Raw genomic sequence first — 20,930 nt, 5'->3', positions numbered from 1 at the left:
CTCAGAGACTCCCAGCCCACCCACCGGACACGGCGGGCAGGCGATCGAGGAAAAGACAGGCGGCCAGCAGGTCGGCGGCGCCGCCGGGCGAAGCGTTCAGCGCCAGCAGGCGGCGGTCCAGCTCGCACAGGCGGCGACGCCCGGCGAGACTGGCGCTGCCGCCGGCGGCGAGCACCGCGCGGGCGCCATCCTGCATCGCGGCGAGGCCGACGCGGCCGGCGCGGTGCAGCACGCAGGTATCGTCGAGGACGCTCATGATCGCCAGCAGCGCATCGAGCCTGGCGTTCTGCTCGCCAGCGCCGCCTTCGCGGCTGCGCCATAGCTGCGGCAGGCCGTGGCGCACTGCGCGGGGGAAGCCAAGACGCGCCTCCTCGCGGGCGCCGCCGACGCCGTAGCGCCGACGGACGCGCTCGCCGTGGCTGTCGCCGATGGCGGCCGCCGGATCGTCGAGCAGGGCGATGCGTCCTGCGCGCGCGGCCACTTCGCCGGCCTGCGTGCGGCGCGGTTCGAGAGCGGCGGCCGCGACCAGCAGGCCGAGCGCCCAGATCGCTCCGCGATGGGTGTTCACGCCTTCGGTGGTACGCAGCATCGCCGCCTCGCCGTCGCGCCCCAGTTGGCCAAGGACGCCGCGCAGGCGCGCATCGATGCGCCCATGCCGCTGTGCGGCGTCGGCCATTTCCTTGAAACACGGCCACAGGCTCAGCGCCGAGGCCTGCATCAGGCCCAGGTGCAGGTCGGCATGCGCGCCATTGCCGCGGCGGTCCACCAGGGCCGGCTTGGGCGACAGTTCGGCTTCGTCGATGAGGGCGTCCACCGCCAGGTCGGCCAGGCATTCGCCGAGGTCGGCGCACGGCGTCGCCGCGAGGTTAGCGATGGCGTTCATCACCAGCTCCTGAAACGCGCCGGCGGCTGGTACAGCCCGCCGGACCACTCGACCAGCTCGGCGATGCTCTTCGCCGCCAGCAGCTCGCGCGAGGCGTCGGTGCGGCGGATGCCGAGGTCCTCGGGCAGCGCGATCAGCCCTTCGCGGCGCATCCGCTGGGTCTCGCGCGGATCGTGGCGCAGGCCGATCGGACTGATCCCCGCCACCGCCGCGATCATCGCCTGGCGTTCCTCCAGGGAGCGCGCCTTGTACAGGTAGGCGATGCCTTCCTCGGTGAGCACATGGGTGACGTCGTCGCCATAGATCATCACCGGCGCCAGCGGCATGCCGGTCTGGCGCGCCACCTCCAGCGCGTCGAGGCGCTCGACGAAGGTCGGCTTGCCGCCGTCCTGGAAGGTCTCGACCATCTGCACCACCAGCTTCCTGCCGCGCTCCAGCAAGGCCTCGGGTTCGCCCCGCATGTCCAGCCAGGCCGGCGTCGAGTGGCGCCGGCCGCGCGGGTCGTGGCCCATGTTCGGGGCGCCGCCGAAGCCGGCCAGGCGTCCGCGGGTGACGGTGGAGGAATGGCCGTCGCCGTCGACCTGGAGGGTAGCGCCGATGAACAGGTCGACGGCGTATTGTCCTGCCAGTTGGCAGAACATCCGATTGGAACGCAGCGAGCCGTCGCGACCGGTGAAGAACACGTCGGGACGCTGGGCGATGTAGCCCTCCATGCCCAGCTCGGTGCCGAAGCAGTGCACGCTCTCGACCCAGCCGCTCTCGATGGCGGGGATAAGGGTCGGGTGCGGGTTGAGGGTCCAGTGTCGGCAGATCTTGCCCTTCAGGCCGAGGGACTCGCCGTAGGTCGGCAGGATCAGCTCGATGGCCGCGGTGTTGAAGCCGATGCCGTGGTTCAGCGACTGCAGGTTGTGCCGCTGGTAGATGCCGCGGATCGCCATCATCGCCATCAGCACGTGGACCGGCTTGATGTGGCGCGGGTCGCGGGTGAACAGCGGCTCGATGTAGAACGGCTGGTCGGCCTCGACCACGAAGTCCACCCAGGACGCCGGGATATCCACTCGCGGCAGGTCGCGCGGGTCGTCGACGATACGGTTGACCTGGACGATGACGATGCCGTCGCTGAACGCGGTGGGCTCCACCAGCGCCGGGGTGTCTTCCGTGCTCGGCCCGGTGTACACGTTGCCTTCGCGGTCGGCGACGAAACCGGCGACCAGCGCCACGTTGGGGATCAGGTCGACCACCAGCCGCGCGTACAGCTCGATGTAGGTGTGGATCGCGCCGATCTCCAGCAGGCCGTCTTCGAGCAACTGGCCGATGCGCAAGCTCTGCGGGCCGGAGAAGGAGAAGTCGAGCTTGCGCGCGATGCCCAGTTCGAACAGGTCGAGATGCTCCGGGCGGCCGACGCTGGGCATGATCATGTGCAGGTCGTGCAGCTTGCCGGGATCGACCCGCGCCAGCGAACGGGAGAGGAAATCCGCCTGCTTCTGGTTGTTGCCTTCCAGCACCACCCGATCGCCCGGCGCGATCAGCGCCTCCAGCGCGGCGACCAGGCGTTCGCGCGGCAGCACCGCGCCGTCAGCCAGGCCGCGCACGCGCTCGAGGCGCCGCTGCTTTTCCTGGCGGCGCCGCGACCACTGCGGCGGGGGAGAGATCGGTGTCGTCATGTCGGCTCCAGGTTTCACGCTGTCGTGAGGAGCCACGTTAGGCAGGCCGCCAGGCCTGTTCAATCAAGCCGGGCGACGAACCGTTACGCCAAGGTTAACGATCTGGAGGATCAGGCGCGGCGACGAGCCTGGCTGTCGATCAGGTACTGCAAGCGGAACAGGTGACGGTAGCCGGCCTCCCAGGCGCCGTGGCCGGACTTCACGTTGATGTGCCCGGCCTCGGGCAGGATCACCGTCTCCGCGCCCCAGGCGCGGGCCAGGTGCATGGCGCGCTGCGGGCTGCAGGCCTGGTCGTTGTCGGAACCCACCAGCACGCTGGGGAACGGCAACGGCTCGCGGCTGATCGGCGCGAAGTTGCGCAGCGCCTCGGCGCAGCTCTCGCGCTCGACGTCGGCCGGCGCCACCAGCAGGGCGCCGCGTACCTGGTCGCGCACCCGGCGCTCGGCCTGGGCCGCCCACAGCGCCACTGTCACACAACCCAGGCTGTGCGCGATCAGCACCACCGGCCCGGGCTGGCGGCGGATCTCGGCGTCCAGCTCGGCGATCCAGTCGGCGCGCAGCGGGGTGATCCAGTCCTGTTGCTCGACCCGTGAGGCATTGGGCAGCGCGCGCTGCCAGTGACTTTGCCAATGGGCGTCTTCCGAGCCGTACCAACCGGGCACCAACACATAACGGACGCGTTCGCTGTGCATGGAGAACCCTCCAGAAAAATTCATCACCAGGGAAGTGTAAGGGCGCAGCCTTTTTTCTCTAAGGAATAAAAAGCAATTTTAATATTCTATTAATACATATACGCCAATCGAGTTGATCCAGCGCAAGCCGAAGCCACTTTTCCGCGACAACGCCTGGGCGGCGCAAGCCATCGGCGGTATACCTGAGCGCAGGCATCAGGTATCGGGACAGGATCATGGCCAAGAAATTTCCTCTCCATCCCAGCCATCCGGAGCGCATCTGCTGGGGTTGCGACCGCTATTGCTCGGCGGAATCTATGGGCTGCGGCAACGGCGCCAGCCGCACCCAGCATCCCAGCGAACTGTTCGGCGAGGACTGGGCCGGTGAATGGGAAGTCGAAGGAACGGAGGACGCCAAGGAGCAGGATGCGCCGGCACGCCAGGCCTGAGCGCCCAGGCGTGGGACGTGCGAGCGCCGGACAGGGTGCGCGACGCATTCGCGAGCCCGGCCTCGGCGGACATGCCCGAGGAGCGTCCATCCGGAATAAAAAAGACCGCTCTCCCCTGCCCGGATCGGAGCGGTCGAAACCGTTGCCCGCCCGGCCTGCGCCGGACGGCGTGGATTCGCTTCAGCGTGCGGTGATCACCGCCAGCCTGGTGATCCCGGCGCGCTCGATGGAAGCCATGGCCTTCGCCACCTGGCCGTAGTTCACCCCTTCGTCGGCCTGCAACTGCACGCGGACCTCGGCGTCCTTCGCCTTGGCCGCGGCCAGGTTGCTCTCCAGCAGCTCCGGCTGGATCTCGTCCTTGTTGACGAACAGCTTGCCGGCGCCATCGATGCTCACCACCAGGGGATCCTTCTGCTCCGGCGGGGCCACCGATTCGGTCTTCGGCAGGTTGATCGGGATCGAGTTGGTCAGCAGCGGCGCGGTGACGATGAACACCACCAGCAGCACCAGCATCACGTCGACCAGCGGGGTGACGTTGATTTCGGAAAGGACTTCGTCGCTGTCCTGGGTCGAGAAGGCCATGTCAGGACGCCTCCTTCACGTTGCGCGAGGGGTTGCCGGCCTGGCGCGCGGCGGAGGGATGGACGATGACGCGGAACGCGCTCTTCTGCGCCAGGCTGTAGAAGTCGTGGGCGAAGTCGTCGAGGTCGGCGGCGGTCAGCTTCAGGCGCCGCAGGAAGTAGTTGTAGACCAGCACCGCCGGCACCGCGACGGCGATTCCCACGCCGGTGGCGATCAGCGCGCTGCCGATCGGCCCGGCCACGGTCTCCAGGCTCGCCGAGCCGGCCGCGCTGATCCCCTTGAGCGCCTCCATGATGCCCCAGACGGTGCCGAACAGACCGATGAAGGGCGAGGTCGAGCCGATCGAGGCGAGCACCGCCAGGCCCGACTCCAGGGAACGCCGCTCGCGCTGGATCTGCTGGCGCAGGGCGCGTTCGAGACGGTCCTGGTGGTTGATCGACTGGGCCAGGTCGGGCTGGCCGTTGTCCTGCACCTGGATCGCGGCGAAGCCGGCCTGGGCCACGCGGGCGCCGGCGCCCTGCTTGTCCTGCGCCTGCTCGCCGGCGGAGTCGAGGCTGGTGGCGCTCCAGAACTGCTTCTGGAACTGGCGGTCCTGGCGCTTCTGCCGGGCGAACTGCACGCCCTTGACCAGGGCCAGGCCCCAGGTGACCACGGAAAAGCCGACCAGCAGCCAGATGACGGCGCCTTCGACGGATTCGAGCGGGGTGGTTAACAGACTCATGACGGATGCTCCTCGTGACGCTGCAGATTCAGTTCAACTTGAAATCGATCGGTACGCTGACCCAGCCGTCCTCGGCCTTGTCGCCGCGCTTGGCGGGAACGAAGGACCAGCGCTTGACCGCTTTCACCGCGGCCTGGTCGAGGGCTTCGCGTCCGCTCGACTTCTGCACTTGGATCTCGCTCGGGCTGCCGCTGGCGAGGACATGCACCCGCAACAGCACGGTGCCCTCCCAGCCGCGGCGCATGGCCAGGGCGGGGTATTCCGGCGCCGGGTTGTGCAGGTAGCCGGCGTTCGCCGACGGCGGCGTCAGCGGCGCCGGGGCGGCGGCTGGCGCCGGCGGGGCGGGTGGCGCGGCGGGTTGCGGCGGCGCGGGCGGAGCCGGCTCGACGGCCTTCGGCGCCGGCTTGGGCCGGGGTTGCGGCTTGGGCTTGGGTTTCGGCTTTGGCACCGGCTTCGGCGGCGGCGGCTTCACCGCGTTCTCGTCGACCACCGGCGGTGGCGGTTCCTCGACCACCGGCGGCAACGGCTCGGGCGGCGGCGGTTCCACCACCGGCGGCGCCGAGGCGGTGAACTCGATGGTCATCGGCGGCACCTGTGGCGGCACCTCGGGCAGCGCCGGGGTTCTCTGCTGGCTCAGCCAATGGATCACCGCTCCGTGCAGGGTCAGGGCGAACAGGACCAGCAGGATCGTCTCGCGCCGGCTGAGCACCCGACCCTGTGCCGGGTTGTGGCGAACCAGGTGCAACGCCTGGCGAACCGGCCGACCGAGCGCCACCAGGTCGCCGCCGGGCGTCTCGCGCCAGGGCTGCGTGCGGGCATCGACGGGCTGGGGTGTTGCCATGAAAAGCTCCTTGCACTGACGAACTCGATGGCCGCTCAGGTCCGTGCTGGAGTCCTAGCGGCGCAGGGAGTTGCATGATTGGCAAGGAGGCTTAGCGCCTGAAGTAATTATTTTTGTTATGGAAATAACTTCTGGAGCTATGGGTTTCGCCCCTGTCGCCACAGGCCGCGTGGTTGGCGGGCTACAGCGATCCGACGAAAAACCCATGCCTTACGGGCATGAAAAATATTCCTGAAAGGCTGGTGTTTTCGCCGTTGGAAGCGGCGGAGAACGCTGCGCGGGCAACCCGCGAAAACGAAAAACCCCGGCCTGGGCCGGGGTTCTGGTGGACCCAGCGGGGAATCACTCCACCGCCTTGACCATGTCTTCGATGACTTTCTTGGCGTCGCCGAACACCATCATGGTCTTGTCCAGGTAGAACAGCTCGTTGTCCAGGCCGGCGTAGCCGCTGGCCATGGAGCGCTTGTTGACGATCACGGTCTTGGCCTTGTAGGCCTCGAGGATCGGCATGCCGGCGATGGGCGACTTCGGATCGTTCTTCGCCGCCGGGTTGACCACGTCGTTGGCACCGAGCACCAGGACCACGTCGGTCTGGCCGAACTCGGAGTTGATGTCCTCCATCTCGAACACCTGCTCGTAGGGCACCTCGGCCTCGGCCAGCAGCACGTTCATGTGCCCCGGCATGCGCCCGGCGACCGGGTGGATGGCGAACTTCACGGTGACCCCGCGATGGGTCAGCTTCTCCGCCAGTTCCATCAGCGCGTGCTGGGCGCGGGCCACCGCCAGGCCGTAGCCGGGGACGATGATCACGCTGTCGGCGTTGGTCAGCAGGAACGAGGCATCGTCGGCCGAACCGGACTTCACCGGACGCTGCTCCTTGGAGCCCGCCGGGCCGCCGGCGTCGGCTTCGGCGCCGAAGCCGCCGAGGATGACGTTGAAGAACGAGCGGTTCATCGCCTTGCACATGATGTAGGAGAGGATCGCGCCCGAGGAGCCGACCAGCGAGCCGGCGATGATCAGCATCGAGTTGTTCAGCGAGAAGCCGATACCCGCCGCGGCCCAGCCGGAATAGGAGTTGAGCATCGACACCACCACCGGCATGTCGGCGCCGCCGATGGGGATGATGATCAGCACGCCGAGGACGAAGGCCAGCGCCAGCATCACGGCGAAGGCGGTGAGGTTGCCGGTGAACATGAACACCAGGCCCAGGCCGAGGGTTGCCAGGCCGAGCACCAGGTTCAGCAGGTGCTGCCCGGAGAACTGCACCGGGGTGCCCTGGAACAGGCGGAACTTGTACTTGCCGGAGAGCTTGCCGAAGGCGATCACCGAACCGGAGAAGGTGATGGCGCCGATGGCCGCGCCGAGGAACAGCTCCAGGCGGTTGCCGGTGGGAATGGTGTCGCCCAGGTGCGCGACGATCCCCAGCGACTGCGGCTCGACCACCGCTGCGATGGCGATGAACACCGCGGCCAGGCCGATCATGCTGTGCATGAAGGCGACCAGCTCGGGCATCTTGGTCATCTCGACGCGCTTGGCCATGATCGAGCCGGCGGTACCGCCGACCAGCAGGCCGACGACGATGTAGCCGACGCCGGTGGTGGCGATCTCCGCGCCCAGCTTGAACACCAGGCCGACGGTGGTGGCCACGGCGATGGCCATGCCGACCATGCCGAAGAGGTTGCCGCGGCGCGAGGTGGTCGGGTGCGACAGGCCTTTCAGGGCCTGGATGAAGCAGACCGAGGCGATGAGGTACAGGAGGGTGACCAGGTTCATGCTCATCAGTGGCCCCCCGCCTTCGGCGCTTTCTTCTTGAACATTTCCAGCATGCGCCGGGTGACCAGGAAGCCACCGAACACATTGACCGCGGCCAGGGCCACGGCGAGGGTGCCCATGGCCTTGCCCAGCGGGGTCACGGTCAGGGCGGCAGCGAGCATGGCGCCGACGATGACGATCGCGGAAATCGCGTTGGTCACCGCCATCAGCGGGGTGTGCAAGGCAGGGGTGACGTTCCATACCACGTGGTAGCCGACGTACACGGCCAGCACGAAGATGATCAGGTTGTAGATCCCGTCAGAAATGATATCCATCGTTTTCACCGGTCTTCAGGGCGCAGGCGCGAGGCGTGCGCATTTATCGTTATCGAAGCATCCCGACGCAGCGGCTCAGCCGTTCTTGCGCACCGCCTGGCCGTCGCGGCACATCAGGCAGGCGGCGACGATGTCGTCCTCGAGGTTCACGCTGAAGCCTTCGGCGTTCAGGGTGAGCTTGAGGAAATCGAGGATGTTGCGCGCGTATAGCGCCGAGGCGTCCGCCGGTACCAGCGCGGCCAGGTTGCTGTGGCCGACGATGGTCACGCCGTGCCGGACCACGACCTGGTCGGCCTCGGTCAGCGGGCAGTTGCCGCCCTGGGCGGCGGCCAGGTCGATGACCACCGAGCCCGGCTTCATCTCCGCCACGGTCGCCTCGTGCAGCAGCGTCGGCGCCTTGCGGCCGGGGATCAGCGCGGTGGTGATGACGATGTCCGACTGCTTGGCGCGCTCGTGCACGGCCTTGGCCTGGCGCTCCATCCACGAGGCCGGCATCGGCCGCGCGTAGCCGCCGACGCCTTCGGCGCACTCGCGCTCTTCGTCGGTCTCGTAGGGCACGTCGACGAACTTGGCGCCGAGCGACTCGATCTGCTCCTTCACCGCCGGACGCACGTCGGAAGCCTCGATCACCGCGCCCAGGCGCTTGGCCGTGGCGATCGCCTGCAGGCCGGCGACGCCGGCGCCGAGGATCAGCACGCGGGCGGCCTTCACGGTGCCGGCGGCGGTCATCAGCATCGGCATGAAGCGCGGGTAGTGGTTGGCGGCGAGCATCACCGCCTTGTAGCCGGCGATGTTGGCCTGCGAGGAGAGCACGTCCAGGCTCTGCGCCCGCGAGGTACGCGGCGCGGCCTCGAGGGCGAAGGCGGTGATGCCGCGCTCGGCCATGCGGGCGATGTTCTCGTTGTCGAAGGGGTTGAGCATGCCGACCAGCACGGCACCGCTTTTCATCTGGGCCAGCTCGGCGGCGCTGGGCGCGACCACCTTCAGCACCAGGTCGGCGCCGAAGGCCTCGGCGGCGCTGCCGATCGTCGCGCCGGCGGCTTCATAGGCACTGTCCGGCTGGCTGGCGTTGACGCCGGCGCCGCTCTGGACGATCACCTGGTGGCCTTGGCCGATCAGCTTCTTGACGGTTTCCGGGGTGGCGGAAACCCGCGTCTCACCGGCATGGGTCTCGAGGGGGACACCGATCTGCACTCACGAATCTCCTGCGTGATTGTCGAGTAGTCCGGGGCACTGCGGATGGCGCACCGGCTGCGGAGGTCTAGCTCACATACCGCGATTCGCGAACGAACCTTGGCGCGGCATTGTGCAATCGAGCCGAAAAGCCTTCAACAAGTTCTGAAGGCATACGACAGAGAAACTACAAGTCATAAACCGACCAACAATTCCCGCCCATCACCGCCGGGCGCGTCCTGACTGGCGTGCAGCCTATCCGGGGAAGCCCGCGCGAGAATATGACATCCCTGCCGTGAATGACCGGCTATCAGGTCAAGCCGCTACGGTTTCGACGGGAAAATATCCTGCCAGCGCCGCGGAATTCCGGGGTAATTAATGTTTTTAATACGCTGTATCAGCAATCCCTGATGCCTGGCCAAAGTAGCAAAGCAAAACTTTGACTACAAAGTCAGAATCGCCTTTCCATGGGCGCTGCAGGCCAGCTCGTTAGACCAAAGGCGAATTGCCCTATGGGCAGGATAGACGCGGAGAAATGGCAGAACTGCGACAGCATGTCGCAGTTCTGCTAGCTATTCGCCGGAACGGAAGGGGCTCGCCAGAGCGGCGCGCAGCGACCTACGCCGGTCGGCAACGGAGGAGCCGGCGCACGCTGGGGGATGCCGGCTCAGAACGGACGGCTGCCCGCCAGGCTGATGCGCTTCAGGCGCCGCCGCTCGCTGGCCGGGAAGGCGTTGCGCGCATGCAGCACGGCCTGGTTGTCCCACCAGACGATGTCGCCCACCGACCAGGCGTGGCTGTAGCTCAGTTCCGGGCGCGCCAGATGTTCGCGCAGGCGACCGATCAGCGCCTGGCCCCGCGCGGGGTCGTAGCCGGGAATCTCCACCTCGGTGTGGGCGCTGAGGAACAGTACGCGCCGGCCGCTTTCCGGGTGGGTGCGTACCAGCGGGTGCTCGCTGCCCTGGATCGGTTCGATGTCCGGCGTGCGGTAGGTGGCGAAACCGCCGCCGTAGCCGCCCTCGCGCAGGCGGATGAAGGGGTTGTAGTTGATCAGGCGCAGGCCATCGATCTCGCGCCGGGTCGCCTCGTCGAGGCTCTCGTAGGCGCGCGTCAGGTTGGTGAAGCGCGTCTCGCCGCCACTGGACGGCACCTCCAGTGCGTAGAGGAACGAGCCGGAGGACGGCACCGGCGTCCATTGGTGGTCGATGTGTGCCGGCAGGGCGAAGTTGCCCAGTTCGCCGTCGCCGGTGTTGGCCACCTTGACGATGTCCGGCACCTTGCCGTCGCCACCCGAGGACAGCACCGGGATGTCCGCCGGCGGCTGGAACACCGAGCCGAACAGGGTGGCGAAGCGCAAGTACTGCTCATCGTCGAGGTGCTGCTGGCGGAACACCAGGATGTGGTGCTCGCGCAGCGCCTGCTTGAGCGCCAGGACCTGCTCCGGCGCCAGCGGCCGGCGCGCGTCGAGGCCACGGACTTCGGCGCCCAGCGGCGCCTCCAGGGGGGTGATGCGGAATGCCTCGGCGACCTCGGGTTCGGGTTGCCGGGCGGTGGCGGATTGGCTCATGTAAGGGGTCCTCGCGGGTTCGTTCTTCCTGTGGTCGCCCTCCCCGGCGAGGAGAGGGCCGGGTCCGTCATGCCTTCCGGATCGTCCGGCTGCGTTGCCCGTCGATGCCTACCGGCACGTCGCCGCCGAGGGTCACCCGGCGCACCACGCGCGGCTGGTCGCCGTAGTCGTCGATCGCGTAGTGCTGGGTCGCGCGGTTGTCCCAGATCGCCACGTCGCCGGCCTGCCAGCGCCAGCGCACGGTGTTCTCCAGGCGCGTGACGTGCCCCTGCAGCACCGCGAAGAGGTGCGCCGAGTCATGCTGCGAAAGACCCTTCAGGCGTTTCACGAAGTGGCCGAGGAGCAGCGTCCGCTCGCCGCTTTGCGGATGCACGCGGACCACCGGGTGCTCGGTCTCGTAGACGGTCGAGGTGAACACCTTGCGGTAGTTCTCCAACTGCTCCACCGAGGCGCTGGGCTTGACCCCGGCGTAGTCGTACTCGTTGCTGTGCACCGCCCAGAGCCGGTCGGCCAGCTCGCGCAGCTCCGCCGGCAGGTCGGCGTAGGCGCTCGCCGTGTTGGCCCAGACGGTGTCGCCGCCGGACTCCGGGGCCACCACGCTGCGCAGGATCGAGGCCTTCGGGTAGGCCTCGACGAAGGTCACGTCGGTATGCCAGGAATTGGCCCGGCGGCCTTCGGCGCCATCCAGCTCGAGGAGGAAGCGGGTGCCTTCGCGGGACGGCACGGTGGGGTGGGCGACCGGTTCGCCGAGCAAGTGGGCGAAGGCCTCCTGGGTCTGGTCGTCGAGATGGCTCTGGTCCCGGAAGAAGATCACCTTGTGGCGTACCAGGGCGGCCTGGATCGCCTCGACGGTGGCGGCGTCCAGTTCGCCGGACAGGGTCACACCGCGAATCTCCGCGCCGATCCGTCCGGCGACCGGCCGGACGTCGAGCCGTACCGGCGTGGCGAGGGCTTGTGCTGCATTGCTCATGTCATGTTCCTCATGCGTGGGTACTGCGTGGGTGAAGGCTCAGAAGTCGTAGCGCAGCGATACGCCGAGCGTGCGCGGCTGCCCCACCGATGCGGTGTAGGAGCCGTTGATGCTGGCGAAGGCGCTCAGGTAGTAGTCCTTGTCGAAGGCGTTCTTCAGCCATACCGAGGTGTCCAGTTGGCCGTCGCCGAGATCGCTGCGCAGACCGGCGGCGAGGTTCACCAGGGCGTAGCCGTCGATCTTCGAAAGGTCGGAGTTGTCCAGCGTGCCCTCGGCGGCGGAGCGGTAGGCGTAGCTGGCGCTGACGTAGGGTTGGAAGCGGTCGTCGAGGCGCCACTGGTATTCGCCATTGAGATTGGCGATCCATTTCGAGGCGCCGACCACGCGCTGCCCGGTGAGGTCGCAACTGCTCGGCGCGCCGGGCCGGGTGCTGACTTCCGCAGGGCACGGGGCATCCTTGAACGACAGGTAGGTGACGTCGTTATAGGAGCCGTTGAAGTTCAGGGTCAGGCCGCGCAACGGCAGCGCGGTGGCCTCGAACTCCAGACCACGCGAGCGCACGCTGCCGGCGTTGGCCAGCACCTGCACCAACTGGGTCGAGCCCGGCGCCTGGTACAGGGTGGTGGCCTGGTAGCCGTGGATGCCGGTCCAGAACAGGTTGGCGTTGAGCAGCAGGCGCCGGTCGAAGAGCGTGCTCTTCAGGCCCAGCTCGGCGTCGTTGGCGCGCTCCGGTCCGACCAGCAGCGAATCGGCGCCGGCGCTCGGTGCGCTGCCCACCGCCAGGTTGACCCCGCCGGACTTCTCGCCGTGGGACAGGCTGGCGTAGCCGAGCAGGTCGTCGCTGAACTGGTAGCTGAGGCTGAGCAACGCCGAAGGGGCGAAGTTGTACTGGCTGAGATCGCCGGAATCGTAGGCGCCGAGCTGGCCGTTGCGCACCGCCGCGCCGACCCCGCCAACCGCCGCGCCGCCCAGCGGAGCGAAGCGCTCGACCTTGGCGTTCTTCTCCTCGTAGGTACCACGCAGGCCGGCGGTGAAGTCCAGGCGTTCGGTGAGGTGCCAGGTGCCCTGGGCGAACAGCGCGAAGCTGTCGGTCTCGATCTTGCCGTTGGCCTTCGAGTAGGTGTCGTTCAGCGCGCCGAGATTGGCGCCGAGCAGGTACAGGTCGGCCAACGGTCCGTAGGAGGTGAAGGTCTTGTTGCCGAGGTTCTGCCTGAACGCGTAGGCGCCCACCACGTAGTCGAAGGCACCGCCGGTGGGCGAGGCCAGGCGGATCTCCTGGGAGAACTGCCGGTCGTGCACTTCCACCCCGGTGTCGTTGATCGCCGAGACGTTCAGTTGCTCGTCGTTGGCCGGGGTGAAGTGCCAGTAGCGGTAGGCGCTGATGGAGGTCAGGCGGTAACCGCCGGCGAGGTTCCAGTTGGCCTCCAGCGAGCTGCCACCCTGGTGCACGCTGACGTGCTGGCGGCCGTTGATGTTGACCTTCCTGCGCTGCGGATCGCGCAACGGCGAAGCGCCGACCAGCGCGGCGCGCTGCCAGAAACGCTCGGCGCCGCCGTAGACCACCATGCTGCCGTTGCTCGAATCCTCCTCGTTGTAGTCGGCGATCCAGCGCAGGCTGAAGTCCTCGTTCGGCTCGAACAGCAATTGCCCGCGCGCGCCCTGGCGCTCGCCGCCGTTGAGATAGTTGTCGTCGTGGATGTTCTTGATGTAGCCGTCGTCGCGGGTGCGATAGGCCGAGAGGCGTCCGGCGAGGGTTTCGCCGAGCGGCCCGGAAACCGTGCCGCGGCCCTGGAAGTAGCCATCCTGCCCGCCGGAGACCTCGACGGTACGCTCGGCAGTGAAGGTCGGCGCGCGGGTGCTGATGTTCAGCACCCCGGCGGTGGTGTTCTTGCCGAACAGGGTGCCCTGCGGACCGCGCAGCAGCTCCAGTTGCTCGATGTCCAGCAGGTCGAACACGGCCATTCCCGGACGTCCCAGGTAGACGTTGTCGAGGTAGATCCCGGCGCTGCCTTCCAGGCCGTCGCTGGCGGGGTTGTTGCCGATGCCGCGCACGGCGACGCTCGACTGCCGCGCATGGATGTAGGCGACATTGACGCTGGGCAGCACCTGCTGCAGGTCCTGCACCCGGGAGATGCGCTGGGCCTCGAGAGTCTCGCCGCCGAGCACGGTGATCGGCGTCGGTACCTTCTGCGAATCCTCCTCGCGGCGACGCGCGGTGACAGTGACCTTGCCCAGGGCCGTATCGGCCTTGTCCGGGACGCTGCTGGCCAGCGGCGGCGCTTCCTCGGCGGGCGCGGGAGCATCGGCGGCACTGGCCGGCAACGCACCGCCGAGGGCGAGCAGCAGGGCCAGGGCGTAGTCGGAGCCGCCGGGCGGCGTTCGGCGGAGCGGCAGGCGGTAGTGGTGCTTCATCGTGAATGTCCTCGGTTCCGGCGCAGCCGGACGCAGGCAGCAGGCGGCCATGCCGCGCAAGGCAGCGATCTGGCGAAAGGTTCGAAGGGGGCCGGCGGACGGCTCAGCCCCGGGCGACTGTCAGGGGCGACAGCCGCCGGCGACGCGGAAGGGCATTCGGAACGGCGGAGGTGGGGCGGCAAAGGCACGGTGGACCATGTTCAGCTCCTGGGGTCTATCTATGCTTATTACTAAATTGCATATTTTTCTAATTTGTTCTTTGTTGACGGAATAAGAGCTTGCATTTAAAACCAGCACATCCCGAACGGCAAATGCCTTTGTCCAATATTTCCAATGCCGGTAAAGCATCATGGATCTGCGCCAACTGCGTTACTTCATCGCCCTCGCCGAACACCGCAGTTTCGTCCGCGCGGCGGACGCCATGGGCATCACCCAGCCGGCCTTCAGCCGCAGCATCCAGGGCCTGGAGCAGGAGCTTGGCTGTCAGTTGGTGGACCGTGGCAGCAAGGACCTGCGCCCGACGCCGGAAGGCCAGGTGGTGCTGCAACACGCGCTGAGCCTGGTGCAGGGGTCGGCCAACCTGATCCACGAGATCGCCCAGTTGAACAAGCTGGATGCCGGCGAGCTGCGCTTCGGCAGCGGGCCGGCGCCGGCCCAGCAACTGGTGCCGGACGCGGTGGCCGACTTCATCAACCGCCACCCGCGGGTGCAGATCAGCCTGGACGTGGACAACTGGGAAAAGCTCAGCCGCGCCCTGCTCCGCGAAGAGATCGAATTCTTCGTCGCCGACATCCGCGACTTCGAGGCCGACCCGAACTTCCAGACGCGCCCGCTGACCCCGCGCCGCGGCCAGTTCTTCTGCCGTCCGCAACATCCGCTGCTGGGCAAAGACAGCCTGTCCACCAACGACCTGTTCAACTACCCGCTGGCCTCGACCCTGATTCCCCCGGGCATCCGCAAGCTGCTGGCGAACCTCAGCGGCAAGATCGACTTCGCCGCCAACATCCGCTGCGAGAACATGCACGCGCTGATCCGTATCGTCCGCCAGACCGACGCCATCGGCATCGCCAGCGACGAGACCCTGCGCCCCTACCTGCAGCGCGGCGAACTGCAACCGCTACAGTGGCGCAACCTGCCGCAGAACCTGGATAGCCTCAGCGCCCGCTGCGGCATCATCAGCCGCAGCGGCTACCGGCTTTCGGCAGCGGCGAAGGCGATGATCGAGACGCTGGTGGAACTGGACCAGGCGCAACACGCGGCGGCCTGAGCCGCCGCGCGCTTTCCCTTCCTCTACTGGAGTTTCGGCAACCCCAGCGCGCCGCGCAGCTCCTCGCGCACCGCGGCGAAGTCGGCGGCCACCGCCGGATCGGCCAGCAGGCTCGCCACCAGCGCCGCGGCGGCGGTCTGCCCGCCTTTCAGGTCGCTGGGGAAGTGCACGCCGGCCAGCACACGGCTCTGCGCATGCTCCTCGGCGCGGGCGAAGAACGCATCGTGATGCTCCGGCACCAGCATGCTCAGCAGCGAGGCCTTGAAGTAGCTGTCCATGGTGTGGCCGCTGGGATAGGACTCCCCCTCCGGCGGCGGCAGCACCGGCTTCACCTTCGGTGTCACTTCGTAGGGACGCGGGCGGGCGAAGTGCTTCTTCGCCGGCATCAGCACCTCGACCAGGTTTTCCTGGGCGCGGTTGAAGAAACTCCGGGTCAGCGGCAGGCGTTCCTTGTCGAACGAGGCGCCCAGCAGGTCGCCGGCGAAGGGGAAGACGTTGTCCTCCCACTGGTCGTGGGCGCGTACCCGGCGTACCTGTTCGGGCGTGCGCAGGCGTTGCGCCTCCAGCACCGCTCCGAGATCGGCGACGGCCGCAGCCGAGTCCGCCGCCGGCGGCGGCGGGAGGTAGTCGGCCAGGCGCGGTGGGTGGGCCAGCGGATAGGGCGCGGCGGCGGTCTCCCCGAGACAAGACAGCGGTGCAAGCAGCGAAAGGCAGAGCAAGAGCGAAGGGCATAGGGTCTTGTTGTTCATGAAGCGTATTCCCTGAGGCGAGGTTGCATCGGGAGCCTAGGCTCCCACCCACGGCCGTTGCGGATGACGGCCGACGCCACACTCTCCGTCGGTGACTTCCGAAATGCTTGACCCGGCCTGCCGTTGCACATGCCAGCCCCTGCCAATGGCAGGCCCCGGCAAAAGCCGAGGCAGGGAAACACAAGCGGCCTGCGGAGCGACTTCCGAGACTGCGCCCACCTGGCACTCAGGTGGGAGAAAACAATAAATGCAAAATCTCAGACGCGCTGTATTCGCCGGCCTGGTCGCCGGCACGCTTTCCGAAGGGGCGGCCGCGACGGCCGGGGATGGGGGCTTCGTCGAGGACAGCGAACTGCAGTTCCTCGCTCGCACCTACTACTTCAACCGCGACTACCGCGACAGCCCGAACAACGCCGGGCGCAACCGCTTCAAGCCCAGGAGCGAGCGCAACGGCTACCGCGAGGAAGCCACCCAGGGCCTGCGCCTCCAGTTCGCCTCCGGCTACACGCCGGGCAGCCTCGGCTTCGGCCTCGACGCCCATGCCATGCTCGGCCTGCAACTGGACAGCGGCGGCGGCCGCACCGGCACCGGCAACCTGCCGGTCGGCGCCGACGGCCATCCCGACCATCGCTACGGCAAGGTCGGTGGCGCCCTCAGGCTACGCCACGGCGAAACCCGCCTGAAGTACGGCCAGACCACCACCAGCGCGCCGGTGTTCGCCGCCAGCAGCAACCGCACGCTGGCCGGCATGGCCTACGGCCTGCTGCTGGAGGACCGCTCGTTCGACGGGCTGCTGCTCGAGGGCGGGCGCTTCACCGCCGCCTCCGGCCCCGGCGAATCCAAGGTCCGCGGCGACATCAGCACCGTCTACGGACGCCTCGGCGCCTATCCGGTGCGCCTCGACGCGGTCGGCTTCCTCGGCGGTCAATGGCAGGCCACGGAGCGGCTGCAACTGTCGCTCTACGCCTCGCGCTTCGACGACATCTGGCAGCAGGCCTATTTCGGCGCCAGCCATCGCCAGCCGCTGGGCGGGGAGCGCGCGCTGCGGGTCGACCTCGACGCCTACCGCACCCGCGACAGCGGCCAGAGCCGCTTCGGCCGTATCGACACCCTGGCCAGCTCCCTGGCCCTGGGCTACGAACAGGGGCCGCAGCGCATCACCCTGGCCTACCAGCGTGTCCATGGCGAGCAGCCGTTCGACTACATGGCCTTCGGCGACGGGCGCTCCAGCGCGTCCATGGTACTGGCCAACTCGGTGGGCTACTCCGACTTCAACGGACCGGGCGAGCGTTCCTGGCAATTACGCTATGACCTGGACCTCGGCGCGCTCGGCCTGCCTGGGCTCAGCCTGCATGCGCTGCATGCCCGCGGCCGTGCCGGGGCCAGCGCCAGCAGTGCCGCCGAGAGCATCTACGCCGGACTCTACGGGCGTGACGGGCGGCACCGGGAAAGCGACCTCGGCTTCGCCTATCGGGTCAAGGCGGGCCCCCTCGCCGGCCTCGCGCTGCGCGCCTCGCAGGCCTGGCACCGGGGCAACGCGAGCTATCTCGACGGCGACATCGACGAAACCCGGCTGGTCGTCGATTACTCCCGCTCGATCTGGTGACGCCCCGGGCCGCCCCGCGGGGCGGCCCGGGGCGTCTTCACGCGCGCGGCAGCAACTGGATGAACAAAGGCGTGGAGAGCAGCACCAGCAGCGTGGTGATCAGCACCATGCCTGCCACTTCGTTCACCGGTCCGTCGTAACGCTTGGCCAACAGGTAGGTGAGCACCGCGGTCGGCATCCCGCACTGGATGGCGAAGGTGCCCGCCGCCACCGCCTCCATGCCCAGGCCGGCAGCGATCCCATAGCCGACCGCGAAACCGCCCCAGACCCGCACCAGAGACAGCAGCAACGGCCGCCAGGTCTCGTGCAGGCGCAGACCGGCCAGCGACAGGCCGAGCATCACCAGCATCAGCGGCACGGTAATCCCGCCCAGCAGGCGGGTCACATCGCGCAACGGCGGCGGCAGGCTCCAGCCCAGGGCGATCAGGCCCAGCGCCACGGCCAGGGCATAGATCATCGGGTTGCGCAGGATGCTCGCCGGGGTGATATCGCCCGAAGCGAACCAGACGCCGAGCGTCGCGTGGCCCACCTGGATCAGGGTGGAGAACGCCACCGCATACACCAGCGCCTCCTCGCCGAAGGCCAGGTAGGCGATGGGGATGCCCATGTTCCCGGAGTTCGGCAGCATGATCGACGGCAGGTAGCGCCGCACCGGCATCCGCAGCAGGCGCAGGGCGACCAGGCCCAGCAGGGCGAACGCCAGCACCGCCAGCGCGGTGGCGAGGAACACCCCGGCCACCATGCCAATGGACAGGCCGGGGCGGTCCAGCGACGACAGCAGCAGGCAGGGAAAGCCGACGTTGGCCACCAGGAACACCAGCGCGCGGGTATCCACCGGCCCGGCGGAACGGCTCCAGGCGAAACCGATCCCGGTGCAGATCAGGATCGGCAGCACCACCGCGACGAACTGTGCGATCACAACCCCACCTTGAAGCCCAGTTCCAGCTCCGCCCGCAGGCGGCCGTGGCCGTCGAAGTTGAGCCGGCGCATCTCGCGCAGTTCGTTGGCGCAGAAGGCAGTGCGCCCGTGCAACACCGCGGTGTTGTCGAGCACCAGGATTTCCCCCGGCTCGAGCTTGATCCGCAGTTGGCAGGCCGGATCCTCGAGCGCCGCCACCAGTTCGGCGAAGGCCTCCACCGCCACAGGATGCTCGACCACCTCGGCCGCCCCGTCGTTCTGCCGGAACTTGATGCCCAGCGCCTCGCCGTTCAGGCGGAACACCGGCTGGGTGCTGCTCTGGTGCTTGCGCACGATGGTCAGGGCGTCGCCGCGCAGCAGGCCGAGATGCTTGGTCGGCATGCGCCGGCGCAGGCGCTCGAAGGCCAGTCCGGCGCTGGCCAGCAGGGTCTCCCCGCCCTCCCGGGCGTTGCGCACGCATTGCAGGCTGCACAATTGCTCCGGGGTGTCGAGGAAAGCGCCGTCGGTGTGCAGCTTGTGCTCCAGCGGCGTGGAGCCGAGGTAGCCGCTGACATACCGCGCATTGCTGATCGGCACGATGCCGTCGGCGTCGGCGCGCGGGTGGGGGGCGGCGCGGCCGAACAACTCCTTGAGCGCGAGAAGTTCCTGCCTGTCTTCGCCCTGTTCGCTGCGCAACAGCAGGAAACCAAACTCGTTGAGGGTCCGGATGATCGCCGATTGTTCCTGGCGGGATAACTTCACCAGCGTTCTCACCGAAACTTTCACGCGTTCGAGATCGAGTGTCGCGTCGAACAATTTGCTATCGAGATTCATATGACCGCTCTCCTCCGAAAGAAAATCAGGAATGCCGCCGACGCGCAGGGCGAGGCCCGGCGCTGGCGCCGCGCTGTCGTAGTGATGGGCAGGCTAGATGCGGGACGCGGCGGTTCGCCGCGAGATACTTGGAGTTGTTTCCGGGGAGGGTCGGGAGAATTGTCGGAAGGGAAAACTGGAAGAATTAGCAGTGCCGATTTTGTATCTGAATATATGGGGCGATTAACGAACGAAATGATCGCGGAATAACCTGCGGATTACCCGCGTGAAACTTTCATGACGCGATATACGCAGAATCCCCGACCAACGGCTGGATACTTCGCTCGATCCAGTCATTGGTTGGGTCGGTGCAAGAATCTCGAAACATATTACAAATTGCTACGAAACGGCGCCGCCTCGGCCGTCCCCGGCTCGGCGTCACTCCGCCGCCTGCGCCACGGCCTTGGCCTTCGCCAGCTTGCCGGCCGCCTCCAGCAGTTCCGGCGCGGCCCACTGCTCGGCGCTGAATTCGCGACGGATCAGGCCGAAACGCTTGGCCGCCTGGATCGAAGCATCCAGCCGGCCAAGGAAATCGGCGTCCAGGCGCGGCGACAGGGCGTCGCCCAGCTTGCGGCCACGGTACTCGCTCTGCAGGATCACCACCGGGTAGCTGGCCTGCTTCGACACCAGTTCGATGTAAGCGTCGCGGTTCTCCTCGCGGGCCAGCCAGTCCTGGGCCTGCAACTGCACCTTGAGCAGCCGCTCGGTGATGTCCGGATGGGCATCGACGAAGGCTCCGGAGCCGACCAGCAGCGCCTGCAGGGTGCCGGCGCCGTTCAGGTCGCGGGTGCTCAGCGGAATTTCCGCGAGCCCGCGGTCGCGCAGGGCGAACAGTCCGGCCAGGCCCCAGGTGGCATCGATCTGCCTGGCTGCGAGGGCGGACAGGGCGGCGCTGAAATCGAGGTTGATCACCTTCAGGTCCTTCTCGCTGAGACCGACGCTGGCCAGGGCATTGTCGAACGACAACTGGCTGGCGGTGCCACGGAAGATGCCTACGCGCTTGCCCTTGAGATCCTCCAGGGTCTTGATCCCGGAGCCCGGCTGCACGCCGAGATAGTGGTTGACCCCTCGCGCGGTAGCGGCCAGCAGGCGGCTGTCCAGGCCTCCGGACTTGCCGATGATCGCCGCCAGGTCGCCGAGGTAGGCGAAGTCCACCTGGCCGTTGGCGAACGCTTCGTTGACCACCGGGCCGGCGCCCTTGAAGAAGCTCCATTTCACCGCGATGCCGTCGTTGGCGAACTCCTTCTCCAGCAACTGGCGGGTGTAGAGCACGTCGACCACGCCGCCGCCCGAGTGCGAACTGCCGGCGCTGACGTCCGGCACCGCGATGCGGATTTCCTTCGGCGGAGCGGCGCTCGCCAGCGGCACGTAGGCACCGAGCAGGCCGGCGAGCACAGGCGCGGCGAACAGACCGAGCAGGGAAGACGTAAGCGCTTTCATGGGGCGGCTCCTTGGAACGGGAAGAGAGGGATTCCCGCCGGGAGCGGGTGTGCGGCTAGCTATGCACAGCGGCGCCTC

The 20,930-nt window shown here is 67.8% G+C and carries 19 protein-coding genes; 3 read left to right on the top strand and 16 right to left on the bottom strand.

Annotation, left to right across the window (positions count from 1 at the left end):
• Position 1 precedes the first annotated feature (1 nt).
• The 3 genes from LE197_RS29905 to LE197_RS29895 all read right to left on the bottom strand — a co-directional run bounded on the left by LE197_RS29905 (position 2) and on the right by LE197_RS29895 (position 3,239).
• Positions 2-883 carry a triphosphoribosyl-dephospho-CoA synthase gene (locus LE197_RS29905; RefSeq protein ID WP_003117235.1) on the bottom strand — a complete coding sequence of 294 codons (882 nt, stop codon included), beginning with the start codon at positions 881-883 and terminating at the stop codon, positions 2-4.
• A complete protein-coding gene (gene mdcA, locus LE197_RS29900; protein WP_057386929.1) occupies positions 883-2,547 on the bottom strand; it encodes a malonate decarboxylase subunit alpha in 1,665 nt (554 codons plus the stop codon). Before mdcA ends, LE197_RS29905 begins: the two co-directional genes overlap by 1 nt.
• A 110-nt stretch (positions 2,548-2,657) precedes the next feature.
• Positions 2,658-3,239: an alpha/beta hydrolase gene (locus LE197_RS29895; RefSeq protein WP_003106176.1), complete on the bottom strand. Its 582-nt coding sequence runs from the start codon at positions 3,237-3,239 to the stop codon at positions 2,658-2,660.
• A gap of 215 nt (positions 3,240-3,454) precedes the next feature.
• On the opposite strand from LE197_RS29895, the gene LE197_RS29890 reads away from it, so the two are divergent.
• Positions 3,455-3,667 carry a DUF3079 domain-containing protein gene (locus tag LE197_RS29890; protein ID WP_003118603.1) on the top strand — a complete coding sequence of 71 codons (213 nt, stop codon included), beginning with the start codon at positions 3,455-3,457 and terminating at the stop codon, positions 3,665-3,667.
• Between the two features lie 180 nt (positions 3,668-3,847).
• Here LE197_RS29890 and LE197_RS29885 read toward each other — a convergent pair whose 3' ends face one another.
• The 9 genes from LE197_RS29885 to LE197_RS29845 all read right to left on the bottom strand — a co-directional run bounded on the left by LE197_RS29885 (position 3,848) and on the right by LE197_RS29845 (position 14,020).
• Positions 3,848-4,249: an ExbD/TolR family protein gene (locus LE197_RS29885; RefSeq protein WP_003106175.1), complete on the bottom strand. Its 402-nt coding sequence runs from the start codon at positions 4,247-4,249 to the stop codon at positions 3,848-3,850.
• A gap of 1 nt (position 4,250) precedes the next feature.
• Positions 4,251-4,970, bottom strand: coding sequence for a MotA/TolQ/ExbB proton channel family protein (locus LE197_RS29880; RefSeq protein ID WP_003083979.1), 720 nt, complete (start codon positions 4,968-4,970; stop codon positions 4,251-4,253).
• A 28-nt stretch (positions 4,971-4,998) separates the two neighbouring features.
• Entirely contained in the window at positions 4,999-5,811 is an 813-nt protein-coding gene (locus tag LE197_RS29875) for an energy transducer TonB (RefSeq protein ID WP_010793567.1), read from the bottom strand.
• A 342-nt stretch (positions 5,812-6,153) separates the two neighbouring features.
• Entirely contained in the window at positions 6,154-7,590 is a 1,437-nt protein-coding gene (locus tag LE197_RS29870; RefSeq protein ID WP_003083975.1) for an NAD(P)(+) transhydrogenase (Re/Si-specific) subunit beta, read from the bottom strand.
• Positions 7,590-7,898 (bottom strand): NAD(P) transhydrogenase subunit alpha, encoded by a 309-nt coding sequence (locus tag LE197_RS29865; RefSeq protein ID WP_003083974.1) that lies wholly within the window; start codon positions 7,896-7,898, stop codon positions 7,590-7,592. Before LE197_RS29865 ends, LE197_RS29870 begins: the two co-directional genes overlap by 1 nt.
• Before the next feature lie 75 nt (positions 7,899-7,973).
• Entirely contained in the window at positions 7,974-9,092 is a 1,119-nt protein-coding gene (locus LE197_RS29860) for a Re/Si-specific NAD(P)(+) transhydrogenase subunit alpha (RefSeq protein ID WP_003083972.1), read from the bottom strand.
• A gap of 646 nt (positions 9,093-9,738) precedes the next feature.
• Entirely contained in the window at positions 9,739-10,638 is a 900-nt protein-coding gene (locus LE197_RS29855; protein ID WP_010793568.1) for a TauD/TfdA dioxygenase family protein, read from the bottom strand.
• A 67-nt stretch (positions 10,639-10,705) separates the two neighbouring features.
• Positions 10,706-11,608 carry a TauD/TfdA dioxygenase family protein gene (locus LE197_RS29850; protein ID WP_003118597.1) on the bottom strand — a complete coding sequence of 301 codons (903 nt, stop codon included), beginning with the start codon at positions 11,606-11,608 and terminating at the stop codon, positions 10,706-10,708.
• A 39-nt stretch (positions 11,609-11,647) separates the two neighbouring features.
• A complete protein-coding gene (locus LE197_RS29845; protein ID WP_003158508.1) occupies positions 11,648-14,020 on the bottom strand; it encodes a TonB-dependent receptor in 2,373 nt (790 codons plus the stop codon).
• A gap of 349 nt (positions 14,021-14,369) precedes the next feature.
• On the opposite strand from LE197_RS29845, the gene LE197_RS29840 reads away from it, so the two are divergent.
• The gene (locus LE197_RS29840; RefSeq protein ID WP_003083964.1) at positions 14,370-15,287 is read left to right on the top strand and encodes a LysR family transcriptional regulator; all 918 of its coding nucleotides are present in this window, start codon (positions 14,370-14,372) and stop codon (positions 15,285-15,287) included.
• Positions 15,288-15,310: 23 nt separating this feature from the next.
• On the opposite strand, the gene LE197_RS29835 is transcribed toward LE197_RS29840, so the two are convergent.
• Positions 15,311-16,036 (bottom strand): acid phosphatase, encoded by a 726-nt coding sequence (locus LE197_RS29835; RefSeq protein ID WP_057386930.1) that lies wholly within the window; start codon positions 16,034-16,036, stop codon positions 15,311-15,313.
• Positions 16,037-16,283: 247 nt separating this feature from the next.
• Between LE197_RS29835 and LE197_RS29830 the strand changes: the two genes are divergently transcribed.
• The gene (locus LE197_RS29830) at positions 16,284-17,642 is read left to right on the top strand and encodes an OprD family porin (RefSeq protein ID WP_003142446.1); all 1,359 of its coding nucleotides are present in this window, start codon (positions 16,284-16,286) and stop codon (positions 17,640-17,642) included.
• Between the two features lie 37 nt (positions 17,643-17,679).
• On the opposite strand, the gene LE197_RS29825 is transcribed toward LE197_RS29830, so the two are convergent.
• From LE197_RS29825 to LE197_RS29815, 3 genes are all read right to left on the bottom strand, one after another.
• Positions 17,680-18,561, bottom strand: coding sequence for an AEC family transporter (locus LE197_RS29825; RefSeq protein ID WP_003107192.1), 882 nt, complete (start codon positions 18,559-18,561; stop codon positions 17,680-17,682).
• Positions 18,558-19,373: a TauD/TfdA family dioxygenase gene (locus tag LE197_RS29820; protein WP_003107194.1), complete on the bottom strand. Its 816-nt coding sequence runs from the start codon at positions 19,371-19,373 to the stop codon at positions 18,558-18,560. Before LE197_RS29820 ends, LE197_RS29825 begins: the two co-directional genes overlap by 4 nt.
• A 417-nt stretch (positions 19,374-19,790) precedes the next feature.
• The gene (locus LE197_RS29815; RefSeq protein ID WP_003112655.1) at positions 19,791-20,852 is read right to left on the bottom strand and encodes an ABC transporter substrate-binding protein; all 1,062 of its coding nucleotides are present in this window, start codon (positions 20,850-20,852) and stop codon (positions 19,791-19,793) included.
• Between the last annotated feature and the right edge of the window lie 78 nt (positions 20,853-20,930).

Source organism: Pseudomonas sp. PS1(2021) (assembly GCF_020405165.1).
Lineage (GTDB): Bacteria > Pseudomonadota > Gammaproteobacteria > Pseudomonadales > Pseudomonadaceae > Pseudomonas > Pseudomonas aeruginosa.
The sequence above is the reverse complement of the archived record's forward strand: the minus strand, read 5'-3'. Positions and strand labels throughout refer to the sequence as shown.

What these genes read in the sequence shown, in the direction of transcription:
- LE197_RS29905 (WP_003117235.1), bottom strand. Translation starts at nt 883, where the DNA reads ATGAACGCCATCGCTAACCTCGCGGCGACGCCGTGCGCCGACCTCGGC.
- LE197_RS29880 (WP_003083979.1), bottom strand. Translation starts at nt 4,970, where the DNA reads ATGAGTCTGTTAACCACCCCGCTCGAATCCGTCGAAGGCGCCGTCATC.
- LE197_RS29815 (WP_003112655.1), bottom strand. Translation starts at nt 20,852, where the DNA reads ATGAAAGCGCTTACGTCTTCCCTGCTCGGTCTGTTCGCCGCGCCTGTG.
- LE197_RS29885 (WP_003106175.1), bottom strand. Translation starts at nt 4,249, where the DNA reads ATGGCCTTCTCGACCCAGGACAGCGACGAAGTCCTTTCCGAAATCAAC.
- LE197_RS29840 (WP_003083964.1), top strand. Translation starts at nt 14,370, where the DNA reads ATGGATCTGCGCCAACTGCGTTACTTCATCGCCCTCGCCGAACACCGC.
- LE197_RS29855 (WP_010793568.1), bottom strand. Translation starts at nt 10,638, where the DNA reads ATGAGCCAATCCGCCACCGCCCGGCAACCCGAACCCGAGGTCGCCGAG.
- LE197_RS29895 (WP_003106176.1), bottom strand. Translation starts at nt 3,239, where the DNA reads ATGCACAGCGAACGCGTCCGTTATGTGTTGGTGCCCGGTTGGTACGGC.
- LE197_RS29875 (WP_010793567.1), bottom strand. Translation starts at nt 5,811, where the DNA reads ATGGCAACACCCCAGCCCGTCGATGCCCGCACGCAGCCCTGGCGCGAG.
- LE197_RS29890 (WP_003118603.1), top strand. Translation starts at nt 3,455, where the DNA reads ATGGCCAAGAAATTTCCTCTCCATCCCAGCCATCCGGAGCGCATCTGC.
- LE197_RS29850 (WP_003118597.1), bottom strand. Translation starts at nt 11,608, where the DNA reads ATGAGCAATGCAGCACAAGCCCTCGCCACGCCGGTACGGCTCGACGTC.
- LE197_RS29830 (WP_003142446.1), top strand. Translation starts at nt 16,284, where the DNA reads ATGCAAAATCTCAGACGCGCTGTATTCGCCGGCCTGGTCGCCGGCACG.
- LE197_RS29870 (WP_003083975.1), bottom strand. Translation starts at nt 7,590, where the DNA reads ATGAGCATGAACCTGGTCACCCTCCTGTACCTCATCGCCTCGGTCTGC.
- LE197_RS29820 (WP_003107194.1), bottom strand. Translation starts at nt 19,373, where the DNA reads ATGAATCTCGATAGCAAATTGTTCGACGCGACACTCGATCTCGAACGC.
- LE197_RS29865 (WP_003083974.1), bottom strand. Translation starts at nt 7,898, where the DNA reads ATGGATATCATTTCTGACGGGATCTACAACCTGATCATCTTCGTGCTG.
- LE197_RS29845 (WP_003158508.1), bottom strand. Translation starts at nt 14,020, where the DNA reads ATGAAGCACCACTACCGCCTGCCGCTCCGCCGAACGCCGCCCGGCGGC.
- LE197_RS29835 (WP_057386930.1), bottom strand. Translation starts at nt 16,036, where the DNA reads ATGAACAACAAGACCCTATGCCCTTCGCTCTTGCTCTGCCTTTCGCTG.
- mdcA (WP_057386929.1), bottom strand. Translation starts at nt 2,547, where the DNA reads ATGACGACACCGATCTCTCCCCCGCCGCAGTGGTCGCGGCGCCGCCAG.